Source organism: Pseudoalteromonas sp. SR41-1, from assembly GCF_014164015.1.
GTDB classification, from domain to species: Bacteria; Pseudomonadota; Gammaproteobacteria; order Enterobacterales; family Alteromonadaceae; genus Pseudoalteromonas; species Pseudoalteromonas distincta.
On record NZ_JACJEK010000013.1, the window covers coordinates 78,925 to 95,724 of the forward strand.

13 protein-coding genes are annotated in these 16,800 nt (G+C 40.8%); 5 read left to right on the forward strand and 8 right to left on the reverse strand.

What is annotated here, in order from left to right; all coding sequences use genetic code 11:
• Window positions 1-20: 20 nt before the first annotated feature.
• From H5118_RS12740 to H5118_RS12755, 4 genes are all read left to right on the forward strand, one after another.
• On the forward strand, window positions 21-1,547 hold the full coding sequence (locus H5118_RS12740) for a tryptophan halogenase family protein (RefSeq protein WP_182749035.1): 1,527 nt from the start codon (window positions 21-23) through the stop codon (window positions 1,545-1,547).
• Between the two features lie 12 nt (window positions 1,548-1,559).
• Window positions 1,560-2,321 (forward strand): SapC family protein, encoded by a 762-nt coding sequence (locus tag H5118_RS12745; protein ID WP_182749037.1) that lies wholly within the window; start codon window positions 1,560-1,562, stop codon window positions 2,319-2,321.
• A gap of 53 nt (window positions 2,322-2,374) precedes the next feature.
• Complete coding sequence (locus tag H5118_RS12750) at window positions 2,375-3,853, forward strand: SLC5 family protein (protein WP_002958818.1); 1,479 nt, start codon at window positions 2,375-2,377, stop codon at window positions 3,851-3,853.
• A 321-nt stretch (window positions 3,854-4,174) separates the two neighbouring features.
• Window positions 4,175-6,307: an alpha-galactosidase gene (locus tag H5118_RS12755; RefSeq protein ID WP_024595829.1), complete on the forward strand. Its 2,133-nt coding sequence runs from the start codon at window positions 4,175-4,177 to the stop codon at window positions 6,305-6,307.
• 160 nt (window positions 6,308-6,467) lie between these two features.
• Here the strand turns inward: H5118_RS12755 and recG are convergent, their stop codons facing one another.
• Genes recG through asnC form a run of 3 tightly spaced genes read right to left on the reverse strand, consistent with a single transcriptional unit; the run spans window position 6,468 to window position 9,794 of the window.
• On the reverse strand, window positions 6,468-8,549 hold the full coding sequence (recG, locus tag H5118_RS12760) for an ATP-dependent DNA helicase RecG (RefSeq protein ID WP_182712474.1): 2,082 nt from the start codon (window positions 8,547-8,549) through the stop codon (window positions 6,468-6,470).
• A 58-nt stretch (window positions 8,550-8,607) separates the two neighbouring features.
• Window positions 8,608-9,294, reverse strand: a complete 687-nt coding sequence (gene trmH, locus H5118_RS12765) for a tRNA (guanosine(18)-2'-O)-methyltransferase TrmH (RefSeq protein ID WP_182749039.1) — start codon at window positions 9,292-9,294, stop codon at window positions 8,608-8,610.
• A 41-nt stretch (window positions 9,295-9,335) separates the two neighbouring features.
• A complete protein-coding gene (gene asnC, locus H5118_RS12770) occupies window positions 9,336-9,794 on the reverse strand; it encodes a transcriptional regulator AsnC (RefSeq protein WP_002958822.1) in 459 nt (152 codons plus the stop codon).
• 197 nt (window positions 9,795-9,991) lie between these two features.
• On the opposite strand from asnC, the gene asnA reads away from it, so the two are divergent.
• Complete coding sequence (asnA, locus tag H5118_RS12775; RefSeq protein ID WP_182749041.1) at window positions 9,992-10,987, forward strand: aspartate--ammonia ligase; 996 nt, start codon at window positions 9,992-9,994, stop codon at window positions 10,985-10,987.
• Window positions 10,988-11,026: 39 nt separating this feature from the next.
• Here the strand turns inward: asnA and H5118_RS12780 are convergent, their stop codons facing one another.
• From H5118_RS12780 to gmk, 5 genes are all read right to left on the reverse strand, one after another.
• Window positions 11,027-12,634: a DUF342 domain-containing protein gene (locus H5118_RS12780; protein WP_182692454.1), complete on the reverse strand. Its 1,608-nt coding sequence runs from the start codon at window positions 12,632-12,634 to the stop codon at window positions 11,027-11,029.
• A gap of 151 nt (window positions 12,635-12,785) precedes the next feature.
• Window positions 12,786-13,178 (reverse strand): RidA family protein, encoded by a 393-nt coding sequence (locus tag H5118_RS12785; protein ID WP_002958826.1) that lies wholly within the window; start codon window positions 13,176-13,178, stop codon window positions 12,786-12,788.
• Window positions 13,179-13,190: 12 nt separating this feature from the next.
• Complete coding sequence (spoT, locus tag H5118_RS12790; protein WP_002958827.1) at window positions 13,191-15,296, reverse strand: bifunctional GTP diphosphokinase/guanosine-3',5'-bis pyrophosphate 3'-pyrophosphohydrolase; 2,106 nt, start codon at window positions 15,294-15,296, stop codon at window positions 13,191-13,193.
• A 387-nt stretch (window positions 15,297-15,683) separates the two neighbouring features.
• Window positions 15,684-15,959 carry a DNA-directed RNA polymerase subunit omega gene (gene rpoZ / locus H5118_RS12795; protein WP_002958829.1) on the reverse strand — a complete coding sequence of 92 codons (276 nt, stop codon included), beginning with the start codon at window positions 15,957-15,959 and terminating at the stop codon, window positions 15,684-15,686.
• 124 nt (window positions 15,960-16,083) lie between these two features.
• Window positions 16,084-16,704, reverse strand: a complete 621-nt coding sequence (gene gmk / locus H5118_RS12800; RefSeq protein ID WP_182693853.1) for a guanylate kinase — start codon at window positions 16,702-16,704, stop codon at window positions 16,084-16,086.
• Window positions 16,705-16,800 lie beyond the last annotated feature (96 nt).

Sequence of the window (16,800 nt, forward strand, 5' to 3'; positions counted from 1 at the left end):
TACTCAAAGAGTAGTCCATTATGAATAAAACAATAAAAACAATCGCAGTAATTGGTGGCGGCACAGCAGGATGGTTGAGCGCTGCAATTATAGCTTCGTATCACCAAGGTAAAAATGGTGATGGCTTAAAAGTGATGTTGGTTGAATCGTCAGATATTCCAACAATTGGTGTAGGTGAAGGTACCTGGCCCACGATGAAAAACACACTTCAGCAAATAGGTTTGCGTGAAGTTGATGTATTTAAAGCCTGTAACGCTACCTTTAAGCAAGGTGGTAAATTTGTAAATTGGACGCACGGCAACAACGACTTTTACTACCATCCATTTACTGTACCGCTAGGCTACGGCCGCATAGATTTAGCCCCTTATTTAGATAATGTTGAAGACTTTGCACAGCAAACTAATTTTCAACATGATATTTGCGAGGCAAGCTTAGCCCCAAGAGGTATAGCGCAAGGTGAATATCAAGGTAACTGTAATTACGCTTATCACTTAGATGCCGGCGCTTTTGCAGAAATGCTTAAACAACATTGCAAAAGTAAGCTTGGTGTAGAGCATATTATTGGTACTGTTGATCAGGTAAAACTTGATGACGATGGTGCAATAAATGAGCTTACTCTAAAAGATCAAACCCGCATTATAAGCGCCGATTTATTTATAGACTGTACTGGTTTTTCATCATTGTTATTAGGCCAAGCGCTCAACGTACCGTTTAAAAAAATGGACCACGTGCTATTTAACGACAGCGCACTGGCGATGCAAGTCCCTTACGATGAAAACGATGACTCCTTAGCCAGCCATACCATAGCAACAGCGCAAAACGCTGGATGGATTTGGGATATAGGTTTAACGCATCGCCGTGGTGTAGGGCATGTATATTCAAGCAAATTTTTATCAGACGATGAAGCAGAGCAAAACTTACGAAACTATTTAGGCGATGCAGCAAACGGTTTAACTGCCCGTAAAATTAGCTTTGAGTCGGGCTACCGTGAGAAGTTTTGGCATAAAAACTGTGTTGCAGTGGGTATGTCAGCAGGGTTTGTAGAGCCGCTTGAAGCAACCGCTATTATGCTTGCTGAAATTTCAGCACGCTTTGTAGCAGAGCATATGCCAGCAGATACACAAGTAATGCCTATTGTAGCTAAACGCTTTAACGAGCAAATGGACTACCGCTGGCAGCGCATTATCGACTTTTTAAAGCTGCATTACATGTTAACCAAGCGCCCAGAACCTTACTGGCAAGCACATGTACATCCGGACACTATTCCACAAACCCTGCAAGAAGATTTACTGCTTTGGGGAAGCCGTGGCCCGCTTATCCAAGATTTTCATGGCGCATTAGAGTTATTCCCAGCCGCCAGCTACCAGTACGTTTTATATGGTATGGGCTTCAAACCAGACTTTACTAAACAGGCTTATTTGTATTCACAAGACGCGCAAGCCAAACAAGTAATTGAACGTAACAGCCAGCTTACACAGCAGATGTTGCAAACTTTGCCGCCACACCGCGCTTATATTGAGCAGTGGTTAGCGGCTAACCCAGTTTAAGGATGTGTAACTATGGCTATTAGTGAACTAGTAAACACCAAACACCAAACATTAAAAATTAACCCTAATGCAGGTATTGAATATGCAAAAACGCAGCATTTAGTTAATTTAAGAGCTAACGAAGTGGCAAAAGCTGCATGCGACTTACCTATATTTTTAGCACGAAATGCGCAAAACGGCAGTTATACCGTATCGGGTTTAACAAGCTTTAGTGCTGGGCAAAGTTTATTGGTTAATAACCACCAGTGGCAGGCGCTTTACACACCGGTATGTATACAAACTCACCCTCTTTATTTAATGACCCGTGAAGCAAATAGCAGCGACTACTTTATTGCGATTGATGATCAAAGCTCAGCCGTAAATACGCAGCAAGGCGAGGCACTATTTGATGCTAAAGGTAAGCCAAGCTTATTTTTAAATTCACAGCAAAAGCTACTTGAGAGCGATTTAAAAAATGATTATCAAACGTATCAATTTACCCAAGAAGTAGCGCGCTTAGGGCTTATTAAAAACATAGATATTGTATTGCAGTTTGAACAAGGCGAAACCCAAACTATTCAAGGTTTGAGCACCGTTGATGAAGACAAACTGCAAACTTTAGATAGCGATACCGTTGCAAACTTACACAAGCAAGGTTACCTAAGTGTGCTTAACAGTATGCTTATTTCACTGTTTCAGTTAAATGCATTGGTAAAGCTGAACAACCAACGTCCCGAACTTATGCCTTTAAAGCAAATTAAGTTAGAACTAAGTCGAGATGCGCACGCGCTGTAGCGTGCACTTTTTTATTACACAGACATTGCGCGTAACGCGTAGGAGACACACACATGTCAGATAACATTTTACAGCTGGTGGTTTTTGTTTTTGTCACCGCTTTAATTGGTGGCCTTACTTATTGGAAATGCCGAGGCCAAAATCGTAATAACGGACAAAGCCAAACCAAAGAGTATTTTTTAGCGGGCGGTGGCCTTACTTGGATGTTTGTTGCAGGTTCAATAACACTTACTAACTTAAGTACCGACCAACTAGTGGGTATGAATGGTAACCAAATGGCTTTGCTTGTTTGGTGGGAGCTTGCGGCGATTATTGGCTTAATTATTTTAGCCAAAGTGTTTATTCCTGTTTATTATAAATACAACTGTACAACGACCACAGAGCTTTTAGAAAAGCGCTATAACAACAAACATATTCGCGCTGTTATTGGGGGATTATTCTTTTTAGGTAATGCACTTATTTACATGCCAGCGGTAATTTACTCAGGTGCGCTGTTTATGCAAACCATGTTTAAGGTTGATATTCCGCTAATGTATATTGCCACCGCATTTGCCATTGTAGGTGCTATTTATGCGTTTTTTGGTGGTCTACGTGCAGTTGCAGTGTCTGATACTTATAACGGCTTACTGGTACTGGGTATGGCTGTTTTAGTGGTGTTTTTAGCACTAAATGCGATTGATTATGACTTTACGGGTATTCCTGAGGAGCGCTTAACACTCATCGGCGATGCTGATTCACCTATTCCATGGCCAACACTTTTAACCGGTATGATCTTTATTCAAATGTATTACTGGGGTACTAACCAAACAATTACGCAACGAGCCATGGCTGCTCCTAATGTTAAAGAAGCGCAAAAAGGTATATTTGCCGCAGCGGGAATTCGTTTTTTAATCGTCCCTGCCATTGTGGTATTACCGGGTATCATTTCGTTTAAACTTTACGGCGATATTGGCGACGCTGCTTATGGTCGAATTGTAGGTGATGTAATGCCAGCATGGTTAACCGGTGTGTTTGCAGCGGCAATGGCAGCCGCTGTACTCTCTACTTACAACAGCTTATTAAATTCAGCTACAGCACTATACGTGTGTGACATTCACGAAGCTTACTTTAATAAAGAGCCAAGTGTTGTAAAGCTAAGCGGTTACGTAACATTGCTACTAACAAGCTTAACACTGGTACTTGTACCAATTTACCAGCAAGCAGACAGTATTATTAACTTGCTACAGCAATTAAACGGCTTATTAAGTATGCCTATATTCTCAATTTTTGTAGTGGGCTTATTATTTAAAAATGTTGATGCACGTGCAGGTATTGCAGCAGTAATTTTAGGTGTTGTAATGTACGGCATGCTTACGTTTGCAAACTCACCACTACATACTGACATTCATTACATTCATTTAATGCCAATTACACTGATTGTATGTGTAGCTTTTGCATTGATAGTAAATAAAGTGGTATTTGGTTTGAATGCGCAGTGGGCAGGTAAAACACCGGCACTTGATGACGCAGGACAAGTACAAGTACAAAAATAGATTGTAAATAGTTTAAGCTGACAAAATCGGTCATGGGGCAACTCTGGCCGATTTTTTATATATATTAAAAGCAATAACAGAATTTTAAAGTAAAGGTTAGTTTAATAACTTTTATTACAGTGGTACTTCCAGTGAGTTTATCTGACTATTTGCGATGTAAAGACTATCAAAACCTAATTTGTATGATATATACTATTATTATTGAGTGTCACCATCTGATAGATTGTGGCTCAAGCAAAGAGATACATTTAGTAAATAGTGTAGCTTACTAATTTTCGTTATATTTATAACTCACACAATGAACAAGAGGATAGGAAAATCATGGCCGACACTAAATCATTTTATCGATTAGACAGTGTAAACAGCACCGTTATTTTCGACTGCCAGAGCAAAACACCGGCGTTACTGTACTTTGGTAAACGCCTATCTGAGCAAACAACAGAAACAATGCTTACTCAGCTTGCTACCCGTCAAGAGGTAAAATGTGCCGTGGTTGAAGAAGCGCCTATTTCTCTATCTCCTTTATTAGGCGAAGGCTTTACTGGCGCGCCAGGGCTTGAGCTAGTAAATGATTCAATCGCATGGTCAGTTGGGCCAGAGCTTCAAGAAGTGCGTCAGCCTTCAAGTGCGACTGTTGAGTTTGTAAGTGTAGATAAGCTTCGTGGTATTGAAGTCGTGCACAGCATTACGCTTGACAACAACAGTGACGTACTAAGTGCACATACTGTATTAACTAATTTAGGTGACTCACCACTGAGCGTTAATTTTTGCGCCGCGCCAACATTTCAATTGCCAGATAGCGTAAGCAAAATAGTGAGCTTTGAAGGTCGTTGGTCAAACGAATTCCAACGTCAATCTGTTGATTTAGTGCTTGGGAGTTTTGTACGCGAAAACCGTAAAGGCAAAACATCACACGATGTGTTTCCTGGTTTATTAGTGCATAACGAAAATGCAGGCGAGCAACACGGCGAATGTTACGGCTTTCATTTAGGTTGGAGCGGCAACAATAAACTACGCGCAGAGCTTTTAGCTGAAGGTCGTCGTTATGTACAAATGGGTGAGCTATTACTTCCTGGTGAGCTTACGCTTGCTAAAGGTCAAACGTATCAAAGCCCGAGCATTTATGGCTCGTTTTCAAGTGAAGGTTTTAGTGCGCTTTCTCGTAATTTCCATCGTTTTGTTAAAGCTAATTTACTTAGCCAAGCTCAACGTGAAAAAGCGCGCCCTGTGCATTACAACACGTGGGAAGGTATTTACTTTGATCACGACGTAGACACGCTTAAGCAACTAGCCGACAAAGTAGCGCCGTTAGGTATTGAGCGTTTTGTACTTGATGATGGCTGGTTTAAAGGCCGCCGTGGCGACAATGCAGGCTTAGGTGATTGGACAGTAGATTACAAAATTTACCCTGATGGTTTATCGCCAGTCATTGATCATGTTAATAGCTTAGGTATGGAGTTTGGTATTTGGTTTGAACCAGAAATGGTTAACCCAGATAGTGATTTATACCGCGCGCATCCTGATTGGGTTTTAGGCTCAGAAAATAACGAGCAGTTAAGCTTTAGAAATCAGCTAGTACTTGATTTAACGCGCTCTGAGGTTGTTGAGTACCTATACAAAGCGATTGACGATATTTTAGTTGAATACCCAACTATTAAGTACATTAAATGGGATATGAACCGCGATATTAACCATGCGGGTAATTTTGATGGCAAGCCTGCTGTGCATCAGCAAACATTGGCACTTTATCGTTTAATTGACCGTATTAAAGCGGCGCACCCTGGTCTTGAAATAGAAAGCTGTTCGTCAGGTGGTGCACGTGTAGATTACGGCGTACTTGCACACACAGATCGTGTATGGACGTCAGATTCAAACGATGCGCTAGATCGCCTTGAAATACAGCGTGGATGTTCTTTCTTTTTCCCATCGTCGGTTATGGGTGCACACGTAGGCCCACGCGATTGTCATATCACAGGGCGTAATGTAAGTATTGAAATGCGTGCTGCGGTATCAATGTTTGGCCACATGGGAATCGAAATGGACCCACGTGAACTGACCGATCACGAATACAATGCACTTAAAGCGGCAATAGCACTTCATAAAGAGCATCGTGAGTTTATTCATGCTGCCGATTTATACCGCCTAGATAGCGACGATTTATCAATTAACTTTGGTTTAATTGATGCGCAAAAAACAAAAGCGTTATTTGCCTATAACAGCGTTCGCGAAACACCGCGTACAGCGCCTAATAAGCTTCGTTTTGTTGGCCTAGATGCCGATGCGCAGTACACACTTAATTTAGTGTGGCCGGTAAAATTTGAAGAGTATCGCCCATCTTCTATTGCTGCGGTAAATGGTCAAACATTTACAGGTGAAGCGCTAATGCAGTTTGGTTTACAAATGCCAATTTCATTCCCGCAAACATCGCTTATATTTGAGCTTAATAAAGCTTAAATTTAACTAAGAGCAGTAAAGGGCGAAAATCGCTTTTATGCTGCTCTATTGAGATATCAGAGGTCAGCTCTATATTGTTTAGAGCTGACTTTTTTATATCCTTAGTAAGCTAATTTAGTAAATTAACTTAGTAAACTCAAAAATATCGAAAATAGAGTGGTTACGCTTGCGCGTAATTTTGCTTATTACCCAACCAGCGTTGAATTAGCGGGTCAACAACCTCTGGGTGTTGCTTAAGCATTTGCTGTGCAATCGGTCTAACTTGGTTGAGGATGTGCTTATCGCGGGTAAGATCGGCAATTTTAAACTCGGCTAACCCTGTTTGTTTTGTACCGAGTACTTCACCAGGGCCACGAATTTCTAAATCGCGCTCTGCTATCACAAAGCCATCGTTACTATCGCGTAGTACACCTAATCGCTTTTGAGCGGTATGAGACAGTGGTGCGTGGTATAAAAGCACGCAATGCGATGCAGTAGCGCCACGGCCAACTCGCCCACGTAACTGATGCAGCTGTGCTAAGCCTAAGCGCTCAGGGTTTTCTATAATGATTAAGCTCGCATTAGGGACATCTACACCAACTTCAATAACCGTCGTGGCAACTAAAACATGTATATTACCTGCCTTAAACTCGCTCATAATGGCTTGTTTTTCAGCTGATTTCATTCGCCCATGTACTAAGCCTACGTTTAGCTCTGGTAATGCTTCTTTTAACTGCAGTGCGCTGTCCTCCGCTGCTTGGCATTGCAGTACTTCAGATTCATCAATAAGTGTACACACCCAATAAACTTGGCGGCCTTGCTCGTTACACGCTAATTTAACGCGGGCAATAATATCGTCTCTGCGAGTATCAGGAAGTGCCACTGTTGTGATTGGCGTACGCCCAGGTGGCAGCTCGTCAATCACAGAGGTTTCTAAGTCGGCATAGGCGGTCATGGCGAGTGTACGTGGAATGGGTGTTGCGGTCATGACTAGTTGATGAGGGTAACAATCACCAAACTTACCTTTTTCACGCAGTGATAAACGCTGGTGGACACCAAAGCGGTGTTGTTCATCAATAACGATAAGCACTAAGTTATTAAACTTAACTTCATCTTGAAATAAAGCGTGAGTACCTACAATCATTTGCGCTTCACCAGAGGCTATTTTTTCAAGTGTTGCTACGCGCTCTTTGCCTTTTGTTTTACCGCCAAGCCAAGCAACTGTTATACCTAGTTGATTAAACCACGTTGTAAAATTAACACCATGTTGCTCTGATAAAATTTCAGTAGGAGCCATTAAAGCGACTTGAAAGCCCTGCGCAATGGCTGTTAGTGCACTAAGTGCTGCTACTAGGGTTTTACCTGAGCCTACATCGCCTTGTACTAAACGCATCATGGGATACGCGTGTTGCATGTCACCTTTAATCTCAGCAACTACGCGGCTTTGCGCATTTGTGGGTGCAAAAGGAAGTTGCTCTAAAAATTGGCTTTCTAATGTGTTTACCGGATTTAATGCCACGGCTTTAACTTGTTGCCCTTGCTCTCGCACTTTTAATAAGCTGAGGTTTTGAGCAAGTAACTCCTCAAATACAAGGCGCTGTTGAGCAGGGTGAGTACCTTGCTCTAATGCAGCTACATCAACATTATTTGGTGGGCGGTGCAGTAATAATAGTGCGTCACTTAGCGGCATATTTGATGGCTGCCACTGTGAAGGCAGTAGTTCTTCTACTGAGTATTTATTTAGTAAATCAATAGCCTGTTCGCTTAAAGCTCTAATCGATAGTTGCTTTAAGCCTTCGGTTGTTGAATAAACGGGCGTTAATGTTGTCGCTACCGGCTGCTCGTTAGAGGTATCGCTGATGCTGTATTCAGGATGACTCATTTCAAAGCCAACACGGCCACGGCGCACTTCACCAAAACAACGTATTATTTTACCAGCGCTAAATGCGTTTTTTTGTGCAGCGGTAAAATTAAAAAATCGTAGTGTTAGCCTGCCAGTACCATCATTGATTTGGCAAACAAGCATGCGCCTTTTTCCAAACGTGATTTGGCTTGTTTCAATTGTTGCTTCAACACTCACGTGGCTATGTAGTGACAACTCATTAATCGCGTATAAGCGAGTGCGATCTTCATAGCGAAGTGGCAAATGAAAAAGCATATCTTGCACAGTTAAAATACCTAGCTTTAACAAACGCTCAGCCATTTTTGGGCCGACCCCTTTGAGCTCTGTAATTGGGTATTGATTTAAGCTAGGTTTAGACAAATTATATCAATCTTATTATTTGTGAATAAGTTAAGTGTACTTACAGAGCTTTAGTCCATCAAGTATGTTTTAAAGCTTGCCAAAATTGCTCGTCAGCGACTATTTCGCCGTTTTCATCAAGTGCAGGATAAGGTAATTTTTTTTGTTTACACTGCCTTGCGATAATAGGGTGGCAGCCTTCAAAGTAAAGTGGATGTTTAACTTCGGCGCTCAACATATCTCTATTATATAAACCAGCCAGCTCGCGTTGGCGCTGTGCTTCAAACAATATTAGCGCAGCAGCAACTGAAACATTTAGTGATTGCACCATGCCTTGCATTGGAATAATAATATTTTGATCGGCATATTCTAGGGCTTTTTCTGAGATCCCTGTTTTTTCTTGTCCAACAATAATAGCCGTTGGCTTGGTGTAATCTACTTCTCTAAAATCAACGGCATCTTCTGATAGATGAGTTGCGAGTATTTGTATTTCTGGATTGCGCTCACGCATTGCAGTAACGGCATCATCAATATTTCTATGCAGATGCGTCTCTAGCCAATTTTTGCTACCACCTGAGGTATTGTTTGTTAGCCATTTTTGCTTTTCAGGCCATACAGCATGTACGTGATGGCAACCAACCGCATCAGCACTTCGTACTATTGCCGATAAGTTATGGTGTTTATGCACGTCTTCTAAGCACACGGTTAAGTCTGTTTGACGGCGCGAAAGTACGTCTTCGATTCTTTCATAGCGAGTTTGCTGCATGGTTATCCTCTTTTTTCGGCAATTATACGAGATTTTTACAGTTAAGGCATTACCGTACGGCTAATTGGATTTTGTAGAGAAATAAGTGTTTCTGTTGATTGAATGGCCTCTATTGCTTGTATTTTATTAATCAGTACATCTTGTAAGTGATCAATGGACTTTGTCATTACCTTTATAAATATGCTGTAGTTACCTGTTGTGTAATAAGCCTCTACCACTTCCTCTAATGCTTCTAGCTTTATAAGCGTTTGCGGGTAATCACGTGCGTTATTTAAATTAATACCTATAAAGCAGCATACATCGTAGCCCAGCTGTTTAGTATTAATCGTTAATTGGGTGCCTGTAATGATCCCTGCTTGCTTCATTTTTTCAATTCTTACGTGAATTGTCCCAGCGCTTACATTAAATCTTTTTGCTAATTCGGCGTACGCAGTACGGGCATTTGCCATTAACGCATGAAGTATCTGTTTATCGAGATTATCGATTAAATAATTTTCCATTATATTTTTCTCATAAAATTATTGAATATATGATTTTTATACCACTTAATTGATGATTTTAATATGTTAAGGCTATTTTTATTATGGGATGTTGAATTAATTCATCAAATCGTTACATTAACCTCATTAAAGGCGCTCGTTAGGGCGCTTTTTATCAATTAAGCAAGTAACAATAACTGGGAATGAGGCCAATTATTATGAGTTCACACTATGTGCAGCAACAGCAGCAAATAAGTAAAGTTAAGCAATTTTTTTCACAGCAACTAGAAACCCAACTTGGGCTGGTTGAGGTTCAAGCCCCTATTTTGGCTAAAGTAGGTGACGGCACGCAAGATAACTTAAGCGGCCATGAAAACGCAGTTGCTGTAAATGTAAAAGCGATTACAGATAGCCGCTACGAAGTGGTGCATTCATTGGCTAAGTGGAAACGTAAAACACTAGCAACTTATGGCTTTGGTGTTGGTGAGGGTATTTACACTCAAATGAAAGCTTTGCGCCCAGATGAAGATTCATTAAGTCCTATTCATTCTGTATATGTTGATCAATGGGATTGGGAAAAAGTAATTAACGAAACCACAGAGCGTTCGCTGGCAACACTAAAGCAAACTGTTCAATCTATTTATAAAGGGATAAAAGAGACGGAAGCTTTTGTAAGAAAGTCTTATGGTTTGACGCCTTTTTTACCGGACGACATTAAGTTTGTGCACAGTGAAGAGTTACGTAAAATGTACCCTGACTTTAGCGCTAAACAACGCGAAAAAGCCATTGCACAAGAATATGGTGCTGTATTTTTAATTGGTATTGGTGGCGCGCTTGGTGATGGCAAAATCCATGATGTAAGAGCCCCAGATTACGATGATTGGTCTACGCCGACATGCGAGCAATACATGGGTTTAAATGGTGATATTTTAGTATGGAACCCAGTACTTGAAGACGCTTTTGAAATTTCATCAATGGGTATACGCGTAAGTCCTGAAGTTTTAAAAGCGCAGTTAAGTACAACTGGAGATGAAGACCGCTTAGAGTTTGATTGGCATAAAGCGCTACTACAAAGTAAATTTCCGCAAACAATTGGCGGTGGAATAGGGCAGTCGCGCTTGGCTATGCTCTTGCTACAAAAGCAGCATATTGGCCAAGTACAAGTGGGTGTGTGGCCGCAGCAAACACATGCTGAGGTAAGCGGTTTACTTTAAATGTGAATAAATTCGAGTGCTCAATAGAGCACTCAGTTATTAGCTTGTTTTGAACTCTATTTCAATTTTGTTATTCAAAAGTTTAACGTTGCACGGAGGGTAATTGCGGATTGTTTTGAGTACTTTATCAAAAATATGAATCTCTACACCTGAATGCAAAACAGAATTTACCGCTAAATTAGCGTCGTTAAGTAAATCGTGTAAGTCGTGATCTAAGTTTGAAAGACGTTTTTCTAATTGCTCTGCCTGCTCACAATAATGCTTTTGAGTAGCACCAATTTTAGTAATTAATAGTTTTTTCTTTTCGGCATCTTTCACTAAATCAGTTTTTTCTAGCGCTGCTTGCAACGTGTCTAGCTGTGCATCTGTTTTAGCTAAGTCTTTAAAGCAATTATCAGTATCTGCGGTTATTTCGGCGCCAGAAGCCGCTAGGTTAATAATCATTTTAGCGCCTGATTCATTCCCTATTTCGCCAGCAATGAGGGTCGTAGCATCAAGTATTTCTCCACCAAATATTTTACCCTTAGGTAAGTCGGATTGACCAACTTGCAGTAAGCGTTTAGCTTTCATTACACAGTGGCTTGTTTGGCGATCAATAAAAATATTATTTGCTTCTAAGTAGCAATACTGTGAATGGGATACGTGAATATCACCACGTGCAATAAGCTTACAAGACAGTGATTGTTCGTCGGCTTTTTGATGGCCAATAATACCTTGTTTAACGGTGATGTTTCCGCCTGCGGTAAGCTCTCCTGATTCAACCGTGCCAAATATAGTAATATCGCCTTTGGCTGTTACTTTCATTCCAGGGTCTATATTGCGGGTAACAATAACACTGCCTTGAAAGTCAATGTGGCCGCTTTTTACGTTTACATCTGAAATGGTAAAAATATCGTCGACACGCATACCATTATTAATTTCAACCGGAACACCTGCAATAGTAGAGACTAGTTCAAGCGGATTCAGCTTTGATATTTCGGTGCCTTCGCCTGCCACTAATTGTTTATTTTCTCCGGGTTTTGCGGGCAGTATGTCACCTATTACGGTGAAGCCTTCTTTACCAGGGGTTGCTGGTTGTTGGCGAATAAGCACAGAGCCTGGCTCTACGCTTGCAAGCTTGCCAAAGTCGCGCATATCTACGCTCCCATCTTCTTTGAGCTTGGGGGTTTTTAAACGGTCTTTTAAAGTCTCTACGGTTGTTATTAGTTTAGTGGCTAAACCATCACTTGGTAGTCTGCCTTTAGCTAATACTCCCTTAACAACAGAACCCGCTGTATGCTCAAACTGTTTTTGCAGTAGCAACTCTAAAAATGCTTGCTTATAGCCACGCACAATTCCTGCTTTAACGAGTTGTTTTTTTGCATCTTCTAAACTTAATAATTTTCCGCCTTGGGCAAGGGTTAGCTCGCCAATGGCCAGCATTTTATCGTCGCTAATTGTTACATTTAAAGTGGCATTGTGTTTTGTTGCTACAACCAGAGTGTGTTGTGTGTTTTCGTTTTTAAAAAAATCATTAATAGCGTCATGATCTATTTTGCAGTCGCAAAAAGCTGACTTTTCGAGAGCCTCTAAAATAAATGCAGCGCTGGGAGGAATATGTTCTTTTACATCAAGTAAAACATTTCCATTGTTGGCAAGCTTAAACACGAGTTAATCCTTTTTTACTACTTAAGTTAAGTTTGTTTTTTAAAACACAACTACAGATTGCTAGAAATTTACATTTGAGTCAAGAAGTCACAGAGAACGAAGTGCTAAGAGGGAAAAAAAGGCTATAGAGAGGCTCTATAGCCTGTAATACTTAATTGGTAGAAGGAAGTTCCATTATTCCATCTATTTCAACTTGTGCACCTTTTGGTAGTGCACGAACACCTAATGCAGCTCTCGCTGGGTAAGGTTGCTTAAAGTATTGGCTCATCACTTCATTTACAGTCGCGAAGTTAGATAAATCAGTTAGATAAATATTTATTTTCACTAAATCTTGAATTTGCCCGCCAGCTTCTTCACATACCGCAGTGATATTTTTAAATACCTGATGCGTTTGCTCACTAAAGTCTTCTGAAATCATTTCCATCGTTTCTGGTACTAATGGAATTTGACCAGATAAATAAACAGCGGTGCCTACTTTAACTGCTTGGCTGTAAGTGCCAATGGCAGCAGGTGCTTTGTCGGTAGAGATAAATGCTTTATTCATGTGTTTCCTATTTTACTTTTTACGATAGACTTTTTGTACATCAGGCATAACGCGAATGCGGCGCATAATGTTAGCAACGTGGATACGGTTTTTAACGGTAACCCCTAAATCTATCACGTATAAATTACTTTCTTTTTCATCGGTGGTTATTTCTACAATATTGGCTTGGGTTGTAGTAACAACATTGGTTAATTTAGCCAGAGCCCCCTGATGATTAATAATTTCAACTCTCAGAGCTGCAATATATTCTTTCTCTGGGTTATCGTCCCATTTTACAACTAAGTATTTAGAGCGCTCATTTTCCCAGCCACGGATGTTTTTACATTCTTGGCGGTGAACGGTCAGGCCCTTACCTTGGCTTACATGAGCTGTAATAGCATCGCCAGGTACAGGTCGGCAACACTTAGAGTAATTAACTAGCATGCCCTCAGTACCAATAATGGTCGCTTTGGCTTGGCTGGTAATATCAGTTAAGTCGTCACTGTCATTTTGTAATAGGCGTTTGGCAATTAACATGCTCATTAGGTTACCAGAGCCAATTTCTACAAGTAATTCAAGAAGCGTTGTTAGTTCGTGCTCCTCAAGTACTCTCGCTATATTTTCATCAGCAATGCTATCTAGTTTGTTTTCACCTAATGCTGAATCAAGTAAGCGGCGCCCTAAAAGCATAGCTTCTTCATGATGCTGGCTTCTAAGGTAGTTACGAACGCCCAAACGCGCTTTACCAGTAACAATAAAGTTTAGCCATGTTGCATTAGGGTGAGCGCCTGAGCTTGTTATTATTTCTATAGTTTGCCCTGTATCTAAGGGCCTACTTAAAGGGTGCGGCTTGCGATTAACGCGAGCGCCTACGCAGGTGTTGCCTACATCTGTATGCACGGCATAAGCAAAATCGACTGCGGTAGCACCCATTGGTAGCTCAACAATACGCCCATCTGGTGTAAATACGTAAATTTCTTCTGGGAATAGCTCAGTTTTTACATTTTCAATAAATTCAAATGATGAACCCGCACTTTGCTGAAGCTCTAATAAGCTCTGCATCCACTGGCGAGCACGTTGCTGCGAAGTATTACCTGCGCCATCACCTGCTTTTTTATACATCCAATGCGCCGCTACACCTTTGTCGGCCATATGATCCATATCATGAGTACGAATTTGAATTTCAACAGGTATACCGTGAGGACCAACTAATGAAGTATGAAGCGATTGGTAACCATTTGTTTTTGGTACTGCAATATAATCTTTAAAGCGTGTTTCAATAGGTTTATAAAGACTATGAGCTACACCTAATACACGATAACACGTATCCATAGAGTCAACTGCAATTCTAAACGCGTAAATATCCATAACTTCGTTAAATAGCAGTTCTTTATTAAGCATTTTTTTATAAATACTATATAAATGTTTTTCACGGCCTGACACAGTTGCTTTAATGCCTGATTCTTCAAGACGTGCTTCTATTTCATGTTGGATATTAGTAATAACTTCTTTGCGATTACCGCGTGCTTTAGCAACTTCCGATTTAAGTGCGCGATGACGCATAGGATATAAAGCTTGAAAACCTAAGTCTTCAAGTTCATTTTTAATATCGTGAATACCTAAGCGGTTTGCAATTGGTGCGTAAATTTCTAGTGTTTCACGCGCTATTCTGCGGCGCTTATCTGGGCGCAATGCGCCTAAAGTACGCATATTGTGTGTTCTATCAGCAAGCTTGATTAAAATGACTCGAATATCCTGAGTCATTGCCATAATCATTTTGCGGTAGTTTTCAGCTTGGAATTCTTTTTTATCTTTAAAGCTAAGCTTATCGAGCTTACTCACACCTTCAACTAGCTCTGCAACAGTTTCGCCAAATATCTCGGCTAAATCTTGTTGACTAAAATCAGTATCTTCAATTACATCATGCATTAGCGCGGCCATGAGCGTTTCATGGTCAAGATGCATGCCTGCAAGAATTTGGGTTACTTCTACTGGGTGCGTTATGTAAGGTTCGCCACTCGAGCGAGTTTGTCCTTCATGGGCCTCTCGGGCTACCACGTAAGATTTTTGAACCAGCTCTACATCAGCAGCGGGCAAGTATTCTGAGATTTTCTTTTTAAGACCTTCAAAAAGATACATTCACACTCCAATGTTCTAGGGCCTGTTGACCTTTCAGGATTAAAATTTGTTCAATCTAGGGGCGATTTAATTGTGGCGCGAGGTTTTTAGCCTAGCGGGCTAAGTAAAAATCGAGCAACAAAGAGTAAAGTGCCCCTAGGCAGAACCCTTTAGGCAGCGCATGTTTTGCATTTATGCTGCGTTATCGCCTATTTATGGGGAATAACCACACTACATAGGCTCTGCCTTGCCTAAATACCAAACATACTACTGCAAATTTAACCTCGAAAGATAAACAGCCCTAGTGAAGTAAATTAGGTAAGCTACGAATATACGATGAAAAGAGAGGATTGCCAACGGCTATAGTAGAAATACTGCGCCGTTGGCTAAATCAGACCGGGAGGTCGATTATTGGTTGCCACCAACAATAGCGGCAACAGCAGCTAATTCAGCTGCTTCTTGGTGTTGTTGTTCTTCACGGTCAATTAAGTCCATTGAAGAGCTATCAACTAAACCTAATTCAATTTCACGTAAAGCAACTACCGTTGGCTTATCGTTTTCAGGGTCTACTAGTGGAGTTTTACCACCAACAGCAATTTGGCGGGCACGACGAGCCGCAACTAAAATTAAGTCAAAACGATTACCAACTGCATCTACTGCATCTTCAACTGTTACGCGGGCCATCACAGCACTCCAAAAATAATTTAAATCAAAGACGTAGTTTACTGCAAGCAGCCACTTTCGCCAATAGCCAGTGTTCAATTTTTATCAGTTTTACTTGTCTAAGCCTGATTTAAATAGACTTAAATTATTTAAGCAGGCTATTTAGTAAAACTTGATGGCGTTCTTCTTGCGCTTTTAGGGTTAAGCGCTGAGCCATTACAATCATTTCTATGTCGCCAAGCGCGCTCTCAAAGTCATCATTAACAATTACATAGTCGTATTCGTTATAATGTGATGTTTCAGATTGTGCTTTTGCCATACGAGAGGCAATAACCTCAGCCGAATCTTGGCCACGATTATTTAAGCGTTGCTCTAACTCTTCTTTTGAAGGAGGTAGTATAAAAATAGTTTTCACGCTTGGCATTATTTCGCGCACTTGTTGCGCGCCTTGCCAATCAATATCTAAAAACACATCAATACCCGCATCAAGTTGCGACTCAATAGCCTGCTTTGATGTGCCGTAGTAATTATCGAATACTTGAGCCCATTCAAAAAAGTCATCTTTGGCAATAAGCGCTTTAAATTCGTCTGTAGATACAAAGTGATAATGCACGCCATTTTCTTCACCTGGGCGAGGGGCGCGAGTTGTATGTGATACAGATACTTTCATGTCAGCGTGTTTTTTTAATAACGCATTGATTAAGCTTGATTTACCAGCACCTGAAGGGGCTGATAAAATAAATAAGTTACCGCGAGTTTGTGCCATGCTTTTCTCTACCTAAAAATAAACAGGCTTGGATTACAAGTAAACCAAGCCTTTAATTAACTGCATTATACTTTAATTAGCTCACCTTGCTCAAGT